The sequence below is a fragment of the Achromobacter sp. DH1f genome (assembly GCF_000633435.1).
GTDB lineage: Bacteria > Pseudomonadota > Gammaproteobacteria > Burkholderiales > Burkholderiaceae_B > Achromobacter > Achromobacter deleyi.
Genome location: NZ_AYMF01000033.1, coordinates 141,549 through 162,307, shown reverse-complemented (window position 1 = coordinate 162,307; position 20,759 = coordinate 141,549). Strand labels below are relative to the sequence as shown.

Annotated in this window: 15 protein-coding genes and 3 tRNA genes; 5 read left to right on the top strand and 13 right to left on the bottom strand. The window is 64.8% G+C overall.

Translation table 11 applies throughout. The features are described from left to right. Window positions 1–77: 77 nt before the first annotated feature. The 8 genes from typA to scpB all read right to left on the bottom strand — a co-directional run bounded on the left by typA (window position 78) and on the right by scpB (window position 11,624). Window positions 78–1,901 carry a translational GTPase TypA gene (gene typA / locus U858_RS0126955; RefSeq protein ID WP_025140230.1) on the bottom strand — a complete coding sequence of 608 codons (1,824 nt, stop codon included), beginning with the start codon at window positions 1,899–1,901 and terminating at the stop codon, window positions 78–80. Beyond that, window positions 1,898–2,650 (bottom strand): tRNA pseudouridine(55) synthase TruB, encoded by a 753-nt coding sequence (truB, locus tag U858_RS0126950; protein WP_025140229.1) that lies wholly within the window; start codon window positions 2,648–2,650, stop codon window positions 1,898–1,900. The genes typA and truB overlap by 4 nt, the downstream gene beginning before the upstream one ends. A 39-nt stretch (window positions 2,651–2,689) precedes the next feature. After that, window positions 2,690–3,091 carry a 30S ribosome-binding factor RbfA gene (gene rbfA / locus U858_RS0126945; protein ID WP_025140228.1) on the bottom strand — a complete coding sequence of 134 codons (402 nt, stop codon included), beginning with the start codon at window positions 3,089–3,091 and terminating at the stop codon, window positions 2,690–2,692. 23 nt (window positions 3,092–3,114) lie between these two features. Continuing rightward, window positions 3,115–6,174 (bottom strand): translation initiation factor IF-2, encoded by a 3,060-nt coding sequence (gene infB / locus U858_RS0126940; protein WP_025140227.1) that lies wholly within the window; start codon window positions 6,172–6,174, stop codon window positions 3,115–3,117. A gap of 91 nt (window positions 6,175–6,265) precedes the next feature. Continuing rightward, window positions 6,266–7,744: a transcription termination factor NusA gene (nusA, locus tag U858_RS0126935; RefSeq protein WP_025140226.1), complete on the bottom strand. Its 1,479-nt coding sequence runs from the start codon at window positions 7,742–7,744 to the stop codon at window positions 6,266–6,268. Next, a complete protein-coding gene (rimP, locus tag U858_RS0126930) occupies window positions 7,741–8,244 on the bottom strand; it encodes a ribosome maturation factor RimP (protein ID WP_025140225.1) in 504 nt (167 codons plus the stop codon). The genes nusA and rimP overlap by 4 nt, the downstream gene beginning before the upstream one ends. Window positions 8,245–8,568: 324 nt before the next feature. Continuing rightward, window positions 8,569–10,377, bottom strand: a complete 1,809-nt coding sequence (gene rluB / locus U858_RS0126925; RefSeq protein ID WP_051593697.1) for a 23S rRNA pseudouridine(2605) synthase RluB — start codon at window positions 10,375–10,377, stop codon at window positions 8,569–8,571. 35 nt (window positions 10,378–10,412) lie between these two features. Then, window positions 10,413–11,624 (bottom strand): SMC-Scp complex subunit ScpB, encoded by a 1,212-nt coding sequence (gene scpB / locus U858_RS0126920; protein ID WP_025140223.1) that lies wholly within the window; start codon window positions 11,622–11,624, stop codon window positions 10,413–10,415. A gap of 66 nt (window positions 11,625–11,690) precedes the next feature. Between scpB and U858_RS0126915 the strand changes: the two genes are divergently transcribed. Next, window positions 11,691–11,767: transfer RNA gene (locus U858_RS0126915), tRNA-Met, on the top strand. Between the two features lie 745 nt (window positions 11,768–12,512). Here U858_RS0126915 and U858_RS0126910 read toward each other — a convergent pair. From U858_RS0126910 to U858_RS0126895, 4 genes are all read right to left on the bottom strand, one after another. Next, window positions 12,513–13,412, bottom strand: coding sequence for a LysR family transcriptional regulator (locus U858_RS0126910; protein WP_025140222.1), 900 nt, complete (start codon window positions 13,410–13,412; stop codon window positions 12,513–12,515). A 122-nt stretch (window positions 13,413–13,534) separates the two neighbouring features. Next, complete coding sequence (locus tag U858_RS0126905) at window positions 13,535–14,542, bottom strand: GTP-binding protein (protein WP_029954348.1); 1,008 nt, start codon at window positions 14,540–14,542, stop codon at window positions 13,535–13,537. Between the two features lie 29 nt (window positions 14,543–14,571). Then, a complete protein-coding gene (gene zigA / locus U858_RS0126900) occupies window positions 14,572–15,798 on the bottom strand; it encodes a zinc metallochaperone GTPase ZigA (RefSeq protein ID WP_025140220.1) in 1,227 nt (408 codons plus the stop codon). A 126-nt stretch (window positions 15,799–15,924) separates the two neighbouring features. Then, window positions 15,925–16,000: transfer RNA gene (locus U858_RS0126895), tRNA-Asn, on the bottom strand. A 213-nt stretch (window positions 16,001–16,213) separates the two neighbouring features. Between U858_RS0126895 and U858_RS0126890 the strand changes: the two genes are divergently transcribed. The 4 genes from U858_RS0126890 to U858_RS0126875 all read left to right on the top strand — a co-directional run bounded on the left by U858_RS0126890 (window position 16,214) and on the right by U858_RS0126875 (window position 19,958). Continuing rightward, window positions 16,214–16,289 (top strand) — tRNA-Thr (locus U858_RS0126890). 138 nt (window positions 16,290–16,427) lie between these two features. After that, window positions 16,428–17,087 (top strand): response regulator transcription factor, encoded by a 660-nt coding sequence (locus U858_RS0126885; protein WP_025140219.1) that lies wholly within the window; start codon window positions 16,428–16,430, stop codon window positions 17,085–17,087. Next, a complete protein-coding gene (locus tag U858_RS0126880) occupies window positions 17,084–18,448 on the top strand; it encodes an ATP-binding protein (protein WP_025140218.1) in 1,365 nt (454 codons plus the stop codon). Before U858_RS0126885 ends, U858_RS0126880 begins: the two co-directional genes overlap by 4 nt. A gap of 64 nt (window positions 18,449–18,512) precedes the next feature. Beyond that, window positions 18,513–19,958 carry a DegQ family serine endoprotease gene (locus U858_RS0126875; protein WP_025140217.1) on the top strand — a complete coding sequence of 482 codons (1,446 nt, stop codon included), beginning with the start codon at window positions 18,513–18,515 and terminating at the stop codon, window positions 19,956–19,958. 109 nt (window positions 19,959–20,067) lie between these two features. On the opposite strand, the gene maiA is transcribed toward U858_RS0126875, so the two are convergent. Then, a complete protein-coding gene (gene maiA / locus U858_RS0126870) occupies window positions 20,068–20,712 on the bottom strand; it encodes a maleylacetoacetate isomerase (RefSeq protein WP_025140216.1) in 645 nt (214 codons plus the stop codon). Window positions 20,713–20,759 lie beyond the last annotated feature (47 nt).

Sequence of the window (20,759 nt, the reverse complement as noted above, 5' to 3'; positions counted from 1 at the left end):
AAAAAAAAGGCCGTACACCCTTGGGGCGTACGGCCTTTTCGCTGCTTTGGCAGGCGGGGCAATGCCCCGCTTGGCGCTTAGACGGCGGATTCGCGCGCGGCGCGCTTGCGCTCGTTTTCCAGCAGGTAGCGCTTGCGCAGACGGATCGACTTGGGCGTGATTTCGACCAGTTCGTCGTCGTCGATGAATTCCACGGCGTATTCCAGCGACATCTGAATCGGCGGAACCAGGCGCACGGCTTCGTCGGTGCCCGAGGCGCGCACGTTGGTCAGCTGCTTGCCCTTGATGGGGTTCACGACCAGGTCGTTGTCACGGCTGTGGATGCCGATGATCATGCCTTCGTACAGCGCATCGCCCGGATTGACGAACATGCGGCCGCGATCCTGCAGCTTCCACAGGGCGTAGGCCACGGCGTCGCCGTTGTCCTGGCTGATCAGCACGCCGTTGCGGCGCTCGCCGATCGAGCCTTCCTTGACGGGCGCGTATTCGTGGAAGATGTGGCTCATCAGGCCCGTGCCGCGCGTCAGCGTCAGGAACTCGTTCTGGAAGCCGATCAGGCCACGGGCCGGAATCAGGTATTCCAGGCGGGTGCGGCCACGGCCGTCCGGCTGCATGTCCTGCAGGTCGCCCTTGCGGCGGCCCAGTTCTTCCATCACGCCGCCCTGGTGGGCGTCTTCCACGTCGATGGTCAGGGATTCAAACGGCTCGCACTTCACGCCGTCGATGTCCTTGAACACCACGCGCGGACGCGACACGGCCAGCTCGTAGCCTTCGCGGCGCATCGTTTCCAGCAGAATCGTCAGGTGCAGTTCACCGCGGCCCGACACTTCGAACACCGTGTCGTCGCCCGTATCACGCACACGCAGCGCCACGTTGGACTTCAGTTCGCGATCCAGGCGGTCGCGCACTTGGCGGCTGGTCACGAACTTGCCTTCGCGGCCGGCCAGCGGCGACGTGTTCACCATGAAGTTCATGGTCAGGGTCGGTTCGTCGATGCGCAGCATCGGCAGGGCTTCCTGCGTGGCCACGTCGGTCACGGTGCAGCCAATGCCCAGTTCTTCGATGCCGTTGATCAGCACGATGTCGCCGGCTTCGGCTTCGTCCACCACGACGCGCTCCAGGCCGTGGAACTTCAGGACCTGGTTGATGCGGCCGCGGCCGCCCTGGCCGTCAGGACCGAACTTGTAGGCCACTTCCATTCCGGGGCGCATGCGGCCGCGGTTGATGCGGCCCACGCCGATCTTGCCGACGTAGCTGTTGTAGTCCAGCGAGATGATCTGCATCTGCAGCGGGCCGTTGGGATCGTCGTCACGTTGCGGCACGTGTTCGAGAATGGCTTCGAACAGCGGACGCATATTGCCTTCACGCACGTCCGGGGTCAGGCCGGCGTAGCCCGACAGGCCCGAGGCGTACACCACCGGGAAGTCCAGCTGCTCTTCGGTCGCGCCCAGCTTGTCGAACAGGTCGAACGTGGCGTTGATGACGAAGTCGGTACGGGCGCCCGGACGGTCCACCTTGTTGACCACGACGATCGGCTTCAGGCCCAGGGCCAGCGCCTTGCGGGTCACGAAAATGGTCTGCGGCATCGGGCCTTCAACGGCGTCGACCAGCAGCAGCACGCCGTCAACCATGGACAGCACGCGTTCGACTTCGCCGCCGAAGTCCGCGTGACCCGGGGTGTCGACGATGTTGATGTGCGTGCCTTCGTATTCAACGGCACAGTTCTTGGCCAGAATCGTGATGCCGCGTTCTTTTTCCAGATCGTTCGAGTCCATGACCCGTTCGGTCAGCGCCTGGTTTTCGCGGAAGGTGCCGGATTGGCGCAGCAGCTGGTCGACCAGGGTGGTTTTACCGTGGTCCACGTGGGCGATGATGGCGACGTTGCGCAAGGCGCGAGTCATAGCGAGTCCTTTAAGGTCAGGGTGGAGGGCAGCAAGCCCTCCGGCAATTCGTTCAGTGCAAGCAATGCCTGCTTGGGGTCTGGCATCGCCTGCAAGGCATCCAGCGCAACGGCGCGTTCCAGAGAAAAAGGCCCGACGTGCGTGCGCCGCAGCGCCGCCAGGTGGGCGTAACAGCCCAGCGCGCGCCCGATGTCCTGGGCCAGCGTCCGGATGTATGTGCCTTTACTGCAAGCCACATCGATCTCTGCCTGCGTCCCGTTCAGGGACAGCAGCTCGATGCGGTAAATCGTAATCTGCCGCGGCGCGCGTTCCAGCTCGATGCCGGCCCGGGCGTATTCGTACAGCGGCTTGCCGTCGCGCTTGAGCGCCGAATACATGGGCGGAATCTGCTCGATCGTGCCCGAGAAACGTGACAGCGCTTCGCGCAGAGCCTGTTCGTCGACCACGAAGCCAGGCTCGGCGGTGGACACCACGTTCCCGGTCAGGTCGCCGGAATCGGTTTCTTCGCCAAATTGAAGCGTAGCGCGATACGCCTTGTCGGCGTTGAGCATCGCGCCGGAAATCTTGGTCGCCCGGCCCATGCAGCACACCAGCAAGCCGGTGGCAAAGGGGTCCAGGGTACCGGTATGGCCGGCTTTCGCCGCATCCATGGCACGTTTTGCGCGCTGCAAGGCGTGGTTGCTCGACAAACCTACGGGTTTGTCGAGCAACAGCACACCGTCGAGCGCAAGCCCGCGTCGTTTAGCCATCGTCGGAATCCGGAAATTAAAGCAGTGACGACAGCCCGATCAGGACTGGTCTTCAGGTTCGTCGGGCACGCCCGAGTGCGGGCCGGGCCGATTTGCGCGGTCGATGAGGATCGACATCTCGATACCACGGGCGATCTGCTCGTCGTGGAAGAAGCGCAAAGTGGGGACAGTGTGAATGTGCAGCAGCTTGTACAGCTGGGAGTGCAGCCAGCCGGCCTTCTCGTTCAGCAAGGTGGTCGCGGCTTCGGGCTCGGCGCCCAAAACCGTGAAATACACCTTGGCATGCGCGTAGTCGGTCGACAGTTCCACACCAGAGAGCGTGATCAGTCCCGCGCGAGTCGTATCGATCTCGCGCTGGATGATCCCGGCCAGATCCTTCTGGATCTGGTCGGCCAGTCGCAGATTGCGACCGGGGATGGCTTTGGACTTGTGACGGCTCATTAGCAATAATGCCTCGCGACGCTTTACAGCGTGCGCGCGATTTCCTTGATTTCAAAGACTTCCAGCTGGTCGCCCACCTGGATGTCGTTGTTGCCGCGCAGCGTAAGACCGCAATCGAAGCCCGACTTGACTTCCTTGACGTCGTCCTTGAAGCGGCGCAGCGATTCGAGATGCCCCGTCCAGTGAACCACGTTGTTGCGCAGCAGGCGTACCTGGGAATCGCGGCGCACGATGCCATCGAGCACCATACAACCGGCGATGTTGCCGAGACGCGAGATGCTGTAGACCTCGCGGATCTCGACCAGGCCGATGATCTCTTCTTTCTTCTCGGGCGCCAGCATGCCCGACATGGCTGCCTTCACTTCATCCACGGCGTCATAGATGATGTTGTAGTAGCGCACGTCGATGCCGTTGTTCTCGGCCAGCTTCTTGGCGCTGGCTTCGGCACGCACGTTGAACCCGATGACGACCGCGTTCGAGGCGATAGCCAGGTTGATGTCGGTTTCCGAGATGCCGCCCACGGCCGCGTGCACCACTTGCACACGGACTTCGTCGGTCGACAGCTTGACCAGCGACTGCACCAGCGCTTCCTGCGAACCCTGCACGTCGGTCTTGACGATAAGCGTGAGGGTCTGCGTGCCTTCGCCCAGGTTGTCGAACATGGACTCGAGCTTGGCGGCCTGCTGGCGGGCCAGCTTGACGTCGCGGAACTTGCCTTGGCGGAACAGCGCGATTTCGCGCGCCTTGCGCTCATCGGACAGCGCCATCAGTTCGTCACCGGCGGCCGGCACTTCGGTCAGGCCCTGGATTTCGACGGGGATGGACGGGCCGGCCGACTGGATCGGCTTGCCGTTTTCGTCCAGCATGGCGCGCACGCGGCCAAAGCTCGCGCCGGCCAGCACCACGTCGCCGCGCTTGAGCGTACCGCTCTGCACCAGGATCGTGGCGACCGGGCCGCGGCCCTTGTCCAGGCGGGCTTCGATGACCAGGCCCTTGGCGGGTGCGTCTTCGGGCGCCTTCAGTTCCAGCACTTCGGCTTGCAGCAGCACGTTTTCGAGCAGCGCGTCGATGCCTTCGCCGCTCTTGGCGGACACACCCACGAACGGCACATCGCCGCCGTATTCTTCCGGCACCACTTGCTCGGCAACCAGTTCCTGCTTCACGCGGTCGGGGTTGGCCGAGGGCTTGTCGATCTTGGTGATGGCAACCACCATGGGCACGCCGGCAGCCTTCGCATGGTGGATGGCTTCGCGCGTTTGCGGCATCACGCCGTCGTCGGCGGCCACCACCAGGATGACGATGTCGGTGGCCTTGGCGCCGCGGGCACGCATGGCGGTGAACGCCTCGTGGCCCGGGGTGTCAAGGAAGGTCACCATGCCGCGCTCGGTCTGAACGTGGTAGGCGCCGATGTGCTGCGTAATGCCGCCGGCTTCGCCTGCGGCAACCTTGGCGCGGCGGATGTAGTCCAGCAGCGAGGTCTTGCCGTGGTCGACGTGGCCCATGACGGTCACGACCGGGGCGCGCGGCAGCTGTTCGGCTTCCGACACGCTGGCGGTTTCGTCCAGGAAGGCTTCCGGGTCGTCCAGCTTGGCGGCGATGGCCACGTGGCCCAGTTCCTCGACCACGATCATGGCCGTTTCCTGGTCCAGCACCTGGTTGATGGTGACCATCTGGCCCAGCTTCATCAATTGCTTGATGACCTCGGCGGCCTTGACGGACATCTTGTGGGCCAGGTCGGCCACGCTGATGGTTTCCGGCACGTGGACTTCCCGTGCGATGAATTCCTGCGGCGCGGGCTCGTTGCGGCGATCGTTCTGCTGGTTGCGGCCACCGCGGCCGCCACTCTTGCCACCGCCCTTGCCACCTGCACGCCAGCCGTCACGGCTGGCGGGCGCTGCCGGCTTGTCGGCCGGCTTCTTGCGCGAGGCGTCGTCGGACCAGGTCGAGGCCACTTCGGCCGTCTTGATGGTCTTCTTGGTGCCGGGTGCGGCGGGCTTGGCGTCCTTCTTGGCGCCAGGCGCGGCGCCGGGCTTGCCGGCGGGCTTGTGCAGCGTGCCCGAGATCGGGGCTGCCGGTGCGGCGGCGGGCGCTTCGGGTTCCGGCGCACGCAGCACCTTGCGGGGACGGTTCAGCATCTCGCGCAGGGCAGCGGCTTCGGCCTCGGCGGCACGGCGCGCTTCGTCGCGGCCAGCGCCAGTGGCGGAGGCGGCAAGCGGAGGGCCGGCGCGGCGATTGTCGGCGCGGTTACCCACCCTGGCGGCGGGTGCAGCGGCTTCGACCGGCTTGGCGGCGGATTTGACGGATTCGGACTTCGCGGCAGGCTGGGCCTGGGCGACAGGCGCGGCGGCCTGGGGGGAAGATGGTTCGGACGTATTAGCTAGCACAACGGGTTCCGGCTTGGCTTCTTCAGCCTTGGGCTCGGTGGATTCAGTCTTGACTTCGGGCTTGGCCACATCGGCCACGGGCTCGGCAGGAGCGGGCGCCGGCGTCGGTTCCGGTTCAGGCTGGGCCTGGACTTCGGGGGCTTGCGCCTCGACGGGGGCGGGCACTTCGGCCGCGACGGATTCAACAGGCGCGGGCGCTTCTACCGGCGCGGGCGCTTCTACTGCAGCGGGCGTTTCCGCCACAGCCGAGGCCGAAGCCTCTGCCTGGACGGGCGCGGTTTCGCGCGGCTCGACCGGGGCGGGCGCCTCGGTCACGGCCGGCGCGGACACCTGCTGCGATTCTTCGACGGCCGCTTCGTCTTCGGCGCGAGCGCCTGCGGCCTGCTCCAGGGCGATTTCGGAGGGATCACGCTTGACGAACACGCGCTTCTTGCGAACCTCGACCTGGATGGTGCGCGAGCGGCCGGTGGCGTCAGCCTGCCGGATCTCGGAGGTTTGGCGGCGCGTCAGGGTGATCTTCTTGCCTTCGGTCGCGCCATGAGCGCGACGCAGCGATTCGAGCAATTTCGCCTTGTCGCTGTCGGTGACGGAATCGTCAACCGATTTGAGGTCAACGCCAGCCGAGCGCAGCTGATCCAGCAGCACATTGGCAGGCATTTTCAGCTCGGTAGCGAACTGGGCGACGGTGTTACTCGACATTAGGCTCTCTCTTCCCTATATGCAGCTATTACAAACAACGTGAACTTGCGGCGGACATGACGGCATCCGCCGCAGACCCGTGTCCTTATGGTTATTCTTCGTCGAACCAATGGGCGCGGGCACGCATGATGAGGTCGCTGGCTTCCTGCTCGGTCAGGCCGGCGATTTCCGCCAGCTCGTCCGTTGCCAATTCGGCCAGATCATCACGCGTATGCACTTGACGCTCGGCCAGCTTGGCAGCCAGTTCCTGCGTCATGCCTTCGAGTTCCAGCAAATCCTGTGCCGTTTCAAGACGCTCTTCCTGGGCGATGGCCTCGGTCAGGAGCGCATTGCGGGCACGGGCGCGCAACTCGTTGATGGTGTCTTCGTCAAACGCCTCGATTTCCAGCAGTTCCTGCATGGGCACGTAGGCGATTTCCTCGATACCGGTGAAACCTTCGTCGATCAGGATGTCGGCGACTTCCTCGTCGACGTCCAGCTTGCTCATGAACGTGGCGCGTAGGCCCGAACGCTCGACTTCCTGGCGATTCAGGCTTTCTTCCGGCGTCATGATGTTGATCTGCCAGCCGGTCAGCTCGGACGCCAGGCGCACGTTCTGCCCCTTGGCGCCAATGGCCTTGGGCAGGTTTTCTTCGTCGACCACGACGTCCATCGCGTGCTTGTCTTCGTCCACCACGATGGACTCGACGTTGGCGGGCGCCAGGGCGCCGATGACGAACTGCGCGGGGTCTTCCGACCAGAGCACGATATCGACCTGTTCGCCGCCCAGCTCGTTGCGCACGGCGGTCACGCGCGAACCGCGCATGCCCACGCAGGTACCGATCGGGTCGATGCGCTTATCGTATGCCACCACGGCGATCTTCGCACGCACGCCGGCATCACGGGCAGCCGCCTTGATCTCGAGCAGGCCCTGTTCGATTTCGGGCACTTCGTTCTCGAACAGCTGGCGGATGAACTCGGGCGAGGTACGCGACAGGATGACCTGCTGGCCACGGGCCGCGTGGTCGACGCGCAACACGAAAGCGCGGACACGGTCGGCGACCCGGAGGTTTTCCTTCGGGATCATTTCGGAACGCGGCAGGCGCGCTTCGATCTTGCCCGTTTCAATGATGGCGTCGCCCTTGTCCATGCGCTTGATCGTGCCGGACACGATGGTTTCGCCACGGTCCAGGAAGTCGTTCAGCACCTGTTCGCGCTCGGCGTCGCGGATCTTCTGCAGGATGGCCTGCTTGGCAGCCTGGGCGCCGATGCGGCCGAATTCGATGGGCTCGAGCGGCTCTTCGATGTATTCGCCTTCCTTGATGCCAGGCACGATCTCGACCGCGTCCGACAGCATTTCCTGCTTGTCGGGTTCTTGCAGGCCGGCTTCGTCCGGCACCACCAGCCAGCGGCGGAAACCTTCGTGGTCACCGGTTTCACGATCGATGGCAACACGAATGTCCGCATCATCCTTGAAGCGCTTTTTCATGGCCGAGGCCAGCGCGCTTTCAAGCGCTCCGAACACGACATCACGCGTGACGTTCTTTTCACGCGCCAAGGCATCGACCAACAGAAGAATTTCGCGACTCATCGCTTTTTGCCCTTGAAATCCAGAACGGGATCCAGTTTTGCACGCTCGATATCATCGACCGTGAAATTCAACACCTGGACTTCGTTCTTTTTTGCCTCAAATTCGAGACCGAACACGGTCTTGTGCATACCCGCCGCGGCATCCGGGGCTGCGGGCTCGCCCTCGGGCACGGTCAACGTGCCGGAGAAGACTTTGCGCCCGTCCAACGCCTCGCGCAGCTTGATCTCGATGCGCTCGCCTGCGAAGCGACGGAATTCGGTCTCGTTGCGCAGCGGGCGGTCAATGCCCGGCGAACCGACTTCCAGCCGCTTGTAGTCGACATTCTCGACCTCGTACACCCGCGACAATTGGCGGGACACCTGCTCGCAGTCTTCGATGCGCACACCGCCGACCCGATCGATCGTGACGCGCAAAAGGCCCAGCGCGGCACGCTCGACGTCGACGAGTTCGACATCCATGCCGGCAAGAGCCTCTTCGGTCAATGCGAATAAATCAGCCATATACTCAAAAAAAATGGGCTGTACGCCCAGCCCACCGTATTGCACAGTGCCCAGCCGCCACCCTACTGCACGTAAGGAGCAATGCTGGGCAGTGCCCTATATTGCGACCTAAATTTCGGCTTGCACCGCCACTTGCGGCGCACCAGCCCGCCCCACGCAACCCTTCCGCGGCCAAAAGCCAAGGCGCGAAAGCAAGAACGCGAAGCCATGAAAACCATTGATTTTACCAGATAAACTGGAAAAACGCCTGATTCGTCACGGGCTTACGTTTATGTGGGACACATCCGACAGGCGACGCCACCCTGGCGCCGCCCGGCAGGCGGCTCAGCGCCCTCTTCCACCTCGACCGCCCATCACACCCAGGCGGGATTCGTGGGCCGACGCGCCACGGGGCTGCCAGTCATCGCCCCGCGGCGAAGACGACGTATTGCGCGGTGCGCGCGGCTTGCCGCCGGCGCCCGGACCCTTATTGTTACCGCCACCAGCGTTACCGCCACCGGCGCGCGAGCCTTCGGCCTTGTTGCCGCCGCGACCCGCGCCCGCGGGCTTGGCGCCCCGGCCCGCATTGCCGCCACGAGCACCCGCCGGCTTGCCGCCCGGCTTGCCACCGCCAGCCGGCTTGCGACCGGCGCCAGCCGGCGCCTCGGCCACATTGCCGGCCGCCGTATTGGCCACGGGACCGTTGGCGGCGGCTGCGCGCGGACCGCGCGGCTTGCCACCGGCCTTGCCGCCACTGCGGCCGCCCGGCTTGCCGCCGGCGGCGCCTGCGCCCCGGCCACCCGCGGGCTTGCCGCCCTTGCGGTTGCCGTTGCCACTGCTATTGCCATTGGCCTCGCCGGCCAGCGGATGGCCGTTGGCGTAACCACCGGCGATCATCAGGCCGGTGCCAAAGGGATCGGACGGACACGCCGCCGCCTGGCCGGCGCTACCCGCGCGGCCACCCTGGATCTTGCCGCGGCGGCCGATACGGGCGCCGTTCATGCCGTTGCGGTCCAGCGTGCCAAAGCCCGGAGGCAAGGCGCTGTCGTGCGACTGGGGCTGCTTGGAACGGCGGCGGTTGCCACCGGCATCGTCGTCTTCGCGCAACAGTCCCAGCTGCACCATCAAGGCGGTGACCAGCGAGGCGTCCAATTCTTCCCAGCGGCCACGGCGCAGCGTGCGCGGCAGCACCACGTCGCCAAAACGGGTGCGGATCAGGCGGCTGACCGTGACGCCGACCGCTTCGAACATGCGGCGCACTTCGCGGTTGCGGCCTTCCTGCAGGGTCACGCGGTACCAGCGGTTGCTGCCGTCGCCGCCCAGGTAGTCCAGGGCGCCGAAAGCGGCCACGCCGTCTTCCAATTCGATGCCGTCGACCAGCGACTGGCGTTGGGCTTCGTCCATCTCACCCAGCACGCGCACGGCGTACTCGCGTTCGGTGCCGTAACGCGGATGCATGATCCGGTTGGCCATGTCGCCCGACGTGGTGAATATCAGCAGGCCTTCGGTGTTCAGGTCCAGCCGGCCGACCGACAGCCACTTGCCGGTACGCAGCTTGGGCAGGCGCGCGAACACGCTGGCACGGCCGCCCGGATCGTCATGGCTGACGATTTCGCCCGAGGGCTTGTGATACAGGATCACGCGCGGCGGCTTCTTGGTGTTGGTCCGCATGATGGGCTTGCCATTGACGCGGACCTGGTCGTTCGGGGCCACGCGCTGGCCGATATGGGCCGGCTCGCCGTTGACCGACACGCGGCCGGCGACGATCAGCTCTTCCATTTCGCGGCGCGAGCCGATGCCGGCATCGGCCAGCACCTTGTGCAGCTTGGGCATGACCACATCGCTGTTCAGGTACTTGCCCAGCCGCTGCTCCATACGGTCGGCGGTATCCAGGTACGACAATGCCTGCTCGGCTTCCTGCTCGCCGCCACGGGTATCGGCCGTATCAGCGACGGCCGCGGGGGCCTGCGCATCGGCGGCGGCAGCGGGCGCCTGCTCGGCGGCGGGGGCATCGCCACGGCGGCGGCGGAACGGCGTGCGCAGCTTGCGGCCACGGCCTCGGGCTTCGCCTTCGGCGGCCGGCTCGCGGGTGGCAGAGGCTTCCGGCTGGCCGTTGGAAACGGCATCATCCGGACGGGGATTATCGTCCTGCATTGCTGTATTCGTTGTCACTGGGACAGCTCCGAATTTCAAACTTGGGTAGGCTTGCCGGGGGCAGGCGCATCATCATCTGGGGACGCCGGTTCGCGATCAGCCTCGGGCTGATCGGAATCCGGCTCGGCAGGCTCCGCCATGGCGGAGCCGGTATCGGGCTCGAACGCGTCGGCGCCAGGCGCCAGGGGTTCGGCCTTTTCTATCGGTTCGGTCGGTTTCGCGCTTTCCGCGTGCTCGACACGCTCATTCACGGCGCCAGGGTCGGCGGCCGCATCGGAACGGTCAGTTTCAGCAGGATTTTCGGACAACCCGCCATGCGCCTCTTGGGCGGCATCCCCGTCCGGCGCCTCGGCTTGATCGAAGCGCCCGGCATCCTCGATGCCCACGGATGGCGCATCGGGCAAGCTTTCGGCTTGCGCCCGGACGGTGGAATCGTCTGCGGGAATCGCGTCTTCTTCTGGGCGCGAAAGCGGGGATTCTACGCTATCGCCCGCACCTATGGTTGCATCGTCGTCCGAAACAGACAATTCCGCAACCGGGATACTCCCTTGCTCGCCGGCCGGGCCTGCGCCAGCGTCGACCGCCGCTTCAGCATCCGCCACGGCGATTTCATGCTGCGCCTGGCCTTCTGCGGCAGCCGTGGCATCCTGCGCCTCAGCCTCGGCGGCCTCGGCCAGTTGCTGGACTTCGCCCAGATCCAGGCCGGCCAGGGCGGCGGCCGCATGCGCGGACTCCAGCGCCGGCAGCTCGTCCAGGGCACGCAGCCCCAGGTCATCGAGAAACTGGCGGGTGGTGCCGAACAACGCCGGCCGACCCGGGGCGTCGCGATGGCCGATCACCTCGATCCAGCCGCGGTCTTCCAGCGCCTTGACGATATTGGACGATACGGTGACGCCACGGATGTCTTCGATGTCGCCCCGCGTGACCGGCTGGCGCCAGGCCACGATGGCCAGCGTTTCCATCACCGCGCGCGAATACTTCGGCGGCTTCTCAGGATTCAGCCGCTCCAGGTAGCGCTGCATGTGCGGCCGGCTCTGGAACCGCCAGCCCGTGGCCAGCTGCACCAGTTCCAGGCCGCCATCGGCCCAGTTGCCCTGCAGGGTCTCCAGCAACGTGCGCAAGGCACTGTTGTCGAACTGCTCATCGTCACCGAACAGCTTGCGCATTTCGGACAGTTGCATCGGCTGCACCGCGCATAGCAGCGCGGTTTCCAGCACGAGTATCGCCTCGCTATCGTTCATCGACATTCAAATTCAATAAAAAGGGGCTAACTTGCGTTAGGGTGAAAATAAGGTTAATATTCTTTTCTCAGACGCGGGGTGGAGCAGTCTGGCAGCTCGTCGGGCTCATAACCCGAAGGTCGTAGGTTCAAATCCTGCCCCCGCAACCAAATTGATCAAGGCCTGGCGATTGCGCCGGGCCTTTTTCATTTGTGCTCGCGATTGCAAAATCAGGGATTGCGACAGATTCAAACCGGCAGCGAAATCGACAGCAATACCGGCGGCAATACCGGCAAGACCCGACACGCCACCCGATACCGATACGCCACCCCACGCAGCCGCCCGAACCCACCGCTGGGCGGTACGGCGACAGACTGCGCGGGTTTGCGAATTTCTCACGAGAATCCTGTGTTTACTGACAACCGCCGCGGGCTCGGGCCGCAGGGTTCGCGCCATGCAAGATGGGCTGAACGCATACCCCGGCCATCGGCGGGGCAATGTTTTAAGCAAAATCCGGAAAAGCTGGCATAACAAGCCAACAAGCCTGCGAAGCGCGCCGAGTCCGGCACTGTTTTCGCGGCAATCGATATTGCGCCAATCGAGATCAAAGGACCTGAATCGTCAGGCACCGGCCACCAGCGCGGCCGTTGCCGCCTGCCGAAGACCCTGGTGCGCCTCCCCTCGAGCATCCGGAGCCCCTGCCCCACGATGCCGCGGCTTATTAAGCCGGAATTACGATTCTTAGATGTTTTTCTAAGACTACATGCTTGCGGACATTGGCAAAAGCCCTGCGGTTCAGCGCCAAGCCAACCGGGAAAGCACGCAAATTATACCGCTATATACCCGTCCCTCAACCGGCGGCACCCCCAGGAGCGGCACTTCAAACACCCCAAACCCCTGATGCTGCGCCGTGCGTTAGGGCGCATCCCAGGGCGTGGACCCCAACCGCTCGACCAGGAAATCCAGCATCGAACGCAGGATCAGCGGCATCTGGCGGCGTGACACATAGACCCCGTAAATGCCCAGCTCCTGCGGCTTGGCCTGGGGCAGAATCACCTTCAGACGGCCTTCGGCCACATATTCTGTGGCGTAGTAAGTCGGCAACATGGCCACCCCCGCCCCCTCCAGCGCAGCCTGCACCAGCACTGACACCTCGTTGGCGCTGATATTGCCGCTGACCGGCACGTCCACCGGCACGCCGTCGCGCTCGAAGCGCCACAGGCTTTTGCCAAAGTAGGAGTGGGTCAGGCAATTGCGCAGGGACAGGTCTTCGATTCGGGCGGGCTCGCCTTCGCGCTGCAGGTAGTCCGGCGACGCGCAGACCACCGACCGGCACACGGCCAGCTTGCGGGCGATCAGGTTGGGGTCCAGGTCATTGGTGATGCGTACGGCCAGGTCGACCCGTTCCTCGACCAGGTTCACGGCACGGTCGACCAGCATCAGGTCGACCGACGTGCCGGGGTGCTGCTTGACGTAATCGGTAATCACCCGCGCCAGGTGACGCGAGCCGAACGACATGCTGGTGGTCATGCGCAGCAGGCCGCGCGGCGTGTCTTCGGGGGTGGACACGGCGCTACGCAGATCGCCCACCATATCCAGCATCTGCCGGCAGCGCGGCAGGGTTTCGGCGCCGGCCGGCGTGAGGCTCAGGCGCCGGGTCGTGCGATGCAACAACCGCACCCCGACCCACTGCTCCATTTCCGCCAGGTAGCGCGACACCATGGCCCGGGACATATCCAGATGAACCGCCGCCGCCGACAGACTGCCCCTGTCAGCGACCTCCACGAACACCTGCATCGCTTTCAAACGGTCCATGATTGTCTCGATTTGTGCACCAGACTTTACGGGTTATACCGTATTTCCGTGCATTTTCAGCATCTGAAATGACGCACACGCCACCGGCAGGCCGCCCCGCCCGCCTGGAATCGAAACGAACGCTACGCGGGAAACTGCCCCAAGGCGGCGCAGGCCGCCGCCCGCACGTCGACCGGATCCGCGCCCCTGACGATATAGACCAATTGCGACAAACGATCATCGCCCGGCCACTGGACCAAGGGGCGGATGGGATACAACTCGCCATGCACGCCATGCACCTCGCATGGCAGAGCCTCGCCCTCGAAACAGACCAGGCCCTTCATCCGCAGCAGCGCCGGCCCGTATTGTTCCTGCACACGAGAAACCCCCGCCAGGAAGGCGGCGCGGCCGATCGGGGCGACCAGCGTGATGGAAAAGCTGGCCACCTGCGCATGTCGCGCCGCCATCGGCTTTGAAAATGCCTGCAGCCAGCCTGCCAGCTCGACCCCATCGCGCCGCGACTGCGGATCCGGACCTTCCAGCAACACGCCCGCCAAAGGCGCATCGCCCCGCTGCACGCAGCGCCGGGCACCGGGATTGATTTCGGCCACGGCCCGCTCCACCTCGCGCAACTGCGCGGTATCGGCCAGGTCGGATTTGCTGAACACCACCGTGTCGGCCAGCGCCAACTGGCGCAGCGCTTCCGGCTGCGATTCCAGCTGTTGCGGCCCTTGCCGCACGTCCACCACCACCACTGCACCCTGGTAGACATAGCGCTCGGCCAGAAAGCGGTCATGCTTGAGCGTGAAGAGCACCGGGGCCGGGTCCGCCAACCCGCTGGTTTCGATCAGCACCCGCCGAAACGGCTTGATGCGCCGGCTGAGCGCCAGCATGAACAGATCGCGCAAGGTATCGGCTACCGCCCCGCTGACCACGCAGCACAGGCAGCCGCCTTCGATCAATACGATGTTGTCCGGCGCCAGGCGCACCAGATGATGGTCCACGCCGATATCGCCGTATTCATTGACGATGACGACGGCGTCGGCATAGGCGGGCTCGCGCAGCAGGCGATTGAGCAAGGTGGTCTTGCCGCTGCCCAGAAAACCTGAAATCACCGTTACGCCGATGCGTTTGTCGTCTTGCACGCCCATCACGTCGCGAGGCCTTGCCCCGCCCTCCCCTAGTGCGCCGCACCCCAGATGGGGAACGGATCCGGGATCGTAGCCAATTCCATCGCCGGACGGGTCATTTCTTCCTGCGTCATCAGGCAGGCCGTCAACCGCGCACGCAAGGCGGGCTCATCCATGCCGATGCCGATCAGCACCAATTCCTGGCAGCGGTCGCCATAGACCGGGTCCCACTCAGCGACGATGCGGGCGCGCGATTCGGGATCCTCGGGCCAGCGCTCAGCTGGCAGCGCGGCCCACCAATAACCCGCCGCGCCGTAGCGCGTCACCGGCCCGGCCTGCGACCAGGATGCCGCAATCGCCGGTCGCGTTGCCAGCCAGAAATAGCCCTTGGACCGCACCACGCCGGGCCATTCCTCGTGGACCCAATCCCACAGCCGCCGCGGATGGAACGGCCGGCGGGCGCGAAACACGAAACTGCCGATGCCGTATTCCTCGCTTTCGGGCACGTGGTCGCCGCGCAGTTCCTTGAGCCAGGCGGGCGCCTGCGCCGCCTCGTCGAAATCGAAGCGTCCGGTATCGAGCACGCGCGCCAAGGGCACGCGGCCGAATTCGCCGCGCACGATATCAGCGCGCGGATTCAGCTTGCGCAGGATGGCCTCGAGCCGCGCCAGATCATGCGCTGCCACCAGATCGGTCTTGTTCAACACCATGACGTCGCAAAATTCGACCTGCTCGATCAGCAAGTCCACCACCGTGCGCCCGTCCTGCTCATCCAGCGCCTGGCCGCGCGCGGCCAGGTTGTCGTGACTGGCGTAATCGCGCAGGAAATTGAATGCATCTACGACCGTCACCATCGTATCCAGTCGCGCGATATCGGACAGGCTGGACCCATCTTCGTCTCGGAACGTGAAGGTTTCGGCAACCGGCAGCGGCTCGGAGATGCCCGTGGACTCGATCAGCAGATAGTCGAACCGCCCCGCTTCGGCCAACTGGCGAATCTCGATCAACAGGTCTTCGCGCAACGTACAGCAGATGCAGCCATTGCTCATCTCGACCAGTTTCTCGTCGGCCCGCGACAGAGCCGCGCCGCCTTCGCGCACCAGCCGGGCATCGATGTTGACCTCGGACATGTCATTGACGATGACCGCGACGCGCCGGCCCTCGCGATTGTTCAGCACGTGATTGAGCAACGTGGTCTTGCCGGCGCCCAGGAATCCGGACAACACCGTCACGGGCAGGCGCCCGTCTTGCGGCCGTGCCGCGCTTTCTGTCTGCATGATGACCCACCCAGTGAAAAATGGAATGTTATTACATAACACCAACCTTTCACCAGAATGCCAAGATTCAAACCGAAAACCCAAACCAAAAGGGCCATTCACTTGCGTGAATGGCCCTGAATTCTTTGGCTCCCCGAGCTGGGCTCGAACCAGCGACCTGCGGATTAACAGTCCGTCGCTCTACCGACTGAGCTATCGGGGAACTGCTAAGAAACGAGATTATGAACGAAAATTTTGAAGTGTGCAAATCACGAAGTTTTTGTGGAAAGTTGCATCGCACGTTTCCCATCACCAAAAAACTCTGATATGATTTCGGTCTTTCCAGATCAGGCCCCATAAAAAGGCGCTGAATTGGGAAGAAAAAGATGTTTTGCTTGTCTCTTCTGGCATGTCCGGAAACAAAGCAAATGGTCTTGCCGGCATAGCTCAGTTGGTAGAGCAGCGCATTCGTAATGCGAAGGTCGTAGGTTCGACTCCTATTGCCGGCACCAGAATTCAAAAAGCAGCCCTCTCGGGCTGCTTTTTTCATTTCCGCGCACGGCAAGCCCTGCGCTGCGCCACCCGCCCGGGAACTCCCGCCCCGCCTCACGCATCCAACCTGCTGGAACCCCCATCAGGCTGGAACAACCATGCGCATCCTTCTTGTCGAAGACGACATCATGATCGGTGAAAGCGTGTTGGATTGCCTGCGCGCCGAGCACTACGCCGTTGACTGGGTCAAAGATGGCCAGGCCGCCGAACTGGCGCTGCGCACCGACCCCTACGATCTTGTCCTGCTGGACCTGGGCCTGCCCAAGCGCGATGGCCTGGCGCTACTGCGCGACCTGCGCGGCCGCAAGGACCGCACCCCGGTGCTGATCGCCACGGCGCGCGACGCCGTCAGCGATCGCATCGCGGGCCTGGACGCCGGCGCGGACGACTACATCGTCAAACCCTACGACGTCGATGAACTGCTGGCCCGCATGCGCGCCCTGATCCGCCGCAGCGCGGGGCGCGCCGAACCGATCTTCGAACACGACGGCGTCACCATCGACCCGCAGTCGCACGCCGCGACGGTCAATGGCATGCCCGTACCGCTGACCGCTCGTGAATGGGCGGTGCTGGAGCCCCTGATCGCCCGCCCCGGCATGATCTTCTCGCGCGCACAGCTGGAAGAAAAGCTGTACAGCTGGAAGGACAGCGTCAGCAGCAACGCGGTTGAGGTTTATATTCATGGCCTGCGCAAGAAACTGGGTCAGGACCTGATCCAGAACGTCAGGGGCGTCGGCTATGTCATTCCCAAAACATGAGCATTCCGCTTAGCTATTCGCTGCGGGCTCGCTTGCTGTTGTTCCTGCTCGCCGCCATTGCGGTGGGCGCGCTGGTGCAAGGCGCCATCGCCTACCGCAGCACGCTGCAGCAGGCCGACGACATTTTTGATTCGCTGCTGCAACGCACCGCGCTGTCGCTGGGTACCGGCGATGGGCTGTTGCGGATGGGTCCGGCCCACGCCAAGGGCAGCGCCACCCCCGTCGCCGACGACCTGATCATCCAGATCTGGACGCCGGACGGCGTACGCGTCTTCAATTCGCGTTCGCGCCGCCCCCTGCCCGACCAGATCATCCTGGGCTTTGCCGACGCCCAGGTCGAAGGCAGCACCTACCGCGTCTATTCACTGGCCACGCCTTTCCAGGTGATCCAGGTGGCGCAGGACATGAACGTGCGCAAGCGCATGGCCAGCGCCCTGGCCTGGCGCACGATCGCGCCGATCGCCGCGGCCGCGCCGCTGCTGATGCTGATCGTCTGGTGCGTAGTCAGCTGGTCGCTGCGGCCGGTCAAGCGCGCACGCGCCCAGGTGGCCGACCGACGGCCGGAAGACCTGTCGCCGATCGACGTGCCCGACCTGCCCGACGAGATCCGGCCATTGATGCAGGAGTTGAATCTGCTGCTGGAACGCATGCGCGGGGCCTTCGCACTGCAAAAACAGTTCGTCGGCGACGCGGCCCACGAACTGCGCTCGCCCCTGGCGGCGCTGAACCTGCAATTGCAATCCCTGCGCCGCGCAGGCGACGAAGACAGCCGGCGCGTGGCAGAACAGCGCCTGGCGGCCGGCATCGAGCGTGCCACGCGGCTGGTCGAGCAATTGCTGTCCATGGCACGCCACGAAGACACCGCCGAGCAGCCGCCCGCCGCCCCGGTGGACCTGGGCGACGTGCTGCGCCTGGCCCTGTCCGAGACTCTGGCGGCCGCCAATGCCAAGCAGATCGAGGTGGACCGGCAAGGCGCCCCCGAGGCCTGGGTGACCGGACATCGCGATGCGCTGGTCCTGCTGGCGCGCAACCTGCTGGACAACGCCATCAAATACACGCCCGCCGGCGGTCACATCGATATCCGCCTGGATGCGCAGGCGGGCCGCGCGATCCTGCTGATCGACGACAACGGCCCCGGCATTGCCGCCGCCGAACGCGAGCGGGTGTTCGACCGCTTCTATCGCGTGGAAGGCAACACCCAGCACGGCAGCGGCCTGGGCCTGGCGATTGCGCGCGCCATCGCCGACCGCCACGGCGCCGCCATCACGCTGGAAGACGCCCCTGGCGGCCAGGGCCTGCGGGCCAAGGTCGACTTTCCGCTGGGCAATGCGCCGACTTCGCAGTCCCACCCGCCAACTTAAGTTTCACCTAAGTGTCAGGCCCGAAGATAGCGCCATGTCCTCAAACATGAACGCAGGAGCCGACATGAAGACCTCGCAAATGACCCCCTCGCGCCTGGTGCTGGCGCTGCTGGCCGCCGGCGCGATTGGCGGCGCGGGCGCCACCGCCGCGTTTGGCGGCGTGTCGATGGCCGCCAATGCGCCGTCGCCCGTGGCCGCTGCCGCCCCCGCGATCAGCCCGACCAGCGCGCCCAATTTCGTACAGATCACGCACGACTACGGTCCTGCCGTGGTCAACATCAGCATCAGCGGCACGCGCAAGGTGTCCGATGACGACGATGATCCGTTCGCGCAGTTCTTCGGCCAGATTCCGGGCGCGCGCGGCGGCATGCCGTCGCGCGAGGTGCCGATCCGCGGCGAAGGCTCCGGCTTCATCGTCAGCAGCGACGGCATCATCCTGACCAATGCCCACGTGGTGCAAGGCGCCAAGGAAGTGACGGTCAAGCTGACCGACCGCCGCGAGTACCGCGCCAAGGTGCTGGGCGCCGACACGCAGACCGATGTGGCCGTCATCAAGATCGACGCCAAAAACCTGCCGGTGGTGAAGGTGGGCGACGTGAACCAGCTGCAGGTGGGCGAATGGGTGCTGGCCATCGGCTCGCCCTACGGCCTGGAAAACACCGCCACGGCGGGCATCGTCAGCGCCAAGGGCCGTTCGTTGCCGGACGACACCTCGGTGCCGTTCATCCAGACCGACGTGGCCGTGAACCCCGGCAACTCGGGCGGCCCCTTGTTCAACGACCGCGGTGAAGTGGTCGGCATCAATTCGCAGATCTATAGCCGCACGGGCGGCTTCCAGGGCCTGTCGTTCTCGATTCCGATCGACGTGGCGTACAAGATCAAGGACCAGATCCTGGAGCATGGCAAGGTGCAGCATGCGCGCCTGGGCGTGACGGTGCAGGAAGTGAACCAGGACCTGGCCAACTCCTTCAAGCTGGATACGCCGTCCGGCGCGCTGGTGTCCAGCGTGGAAAAAGGCAGCGCCGCCGAAAAGGCCGGCCTGCAGCCGGGCGACGTGGTGCGCAAGATCAACGGCAAGACCATCGTGTCCTCCGGTGACCTGGCTTCGCTGATCACGCTGGCCACGCCGGGCGAAAAGATCACGCTGGACCTCTGGCGCAACGGCGGGGCCAAGGAAGTGGTGGCCACCCTGGGCGGCATTCCCAAGGACCGCACGCAGGCCTCGGGCGAAAGCCGCGAAGTGCAGAAGGGTCAGCTTGGCCTGGCGCTGCGCCCGCTGTCGCCGCAAGAGCAGGAAGCGTCGGGCACGCAAGGGCTGTTGATCGAGCAGTCGGCCGGGCCGGCCGCCAAGGCAGGCATCCAGCCGGGGGACGTACTGTTGTCGCTGAACGGCGTGCCGGTGCACAACGTCGCCCAGGTCAAGGATGCCTTGTCCAAGGCCGGCAAGACCGTGGCGCTGCTGGTGCAACGCGGTGAAGACAAGATCTTCGTGCCGGTGCAGTTGGGTTGAACCGCGGGGGTTGAACCCCGGGACTGAACCGCTGATTTGAGCCGCAGCGCTGCACCGCGGCGTCACACCGACCGGCCGGGACTCCCTCTGGAACCCGGCCGGTTTGGCTTTATTCGGCGTCCGGCTGTTTGCCCGGCGCGGCCGCGTCGAAGGCGGCCAATTCGCGGCAGGCGGCGTCGATGCGCACCACCGTGGGCATGGCGCTCAGGTCGCATTCCAGGCGGCGCGCGTTGGCCACCTGCGGCACGAGACAAAGATCGGCAATGGTGGGCGTATCGCCATGGCAGAACTTGCCGGTGGCTTGGGAGCCCGTCAATTGCGCTTCCAGGGCTTGCAGCCCCTGATCCACCCAGTGCCGGTACCAGGCGTTCTTGGCGGCTTCGTCCACGCCCAGCGTGTGCTTCAGGTATTTCAGCACCCGCAGGTTGTTCAAGGGATGCGTGTCGCAGGCAATGCCCAACGCCAGGTCGCGCACCCGCGCGCGGCCGATCGGGTCCGCCGGCAACAGCGGCACCTGCGGATGGGTTTCTTCCAGGTACTCGATGATGGCCAGCGACTGGCCGATGACGGCGTCGCCGTCGATCAGCGTGGGCACCAGGCCCGTCGGATTGACCTTGCGGTAGCCGGGCGACAACTGCTGCCCGCCATCCTTCAATAGATGCACAGCCAGGTATTCGTACGGCAGGCCTTTCAGGTTCAAGGCAATGCGCACCCGGTACGCGGCCGAGCTGCGGAAATAGCTGTACAACTGCATGAAGTCTCCTTGGTTCTTGTCGCGCGCAACGCCCGCCGGGCGTTGCG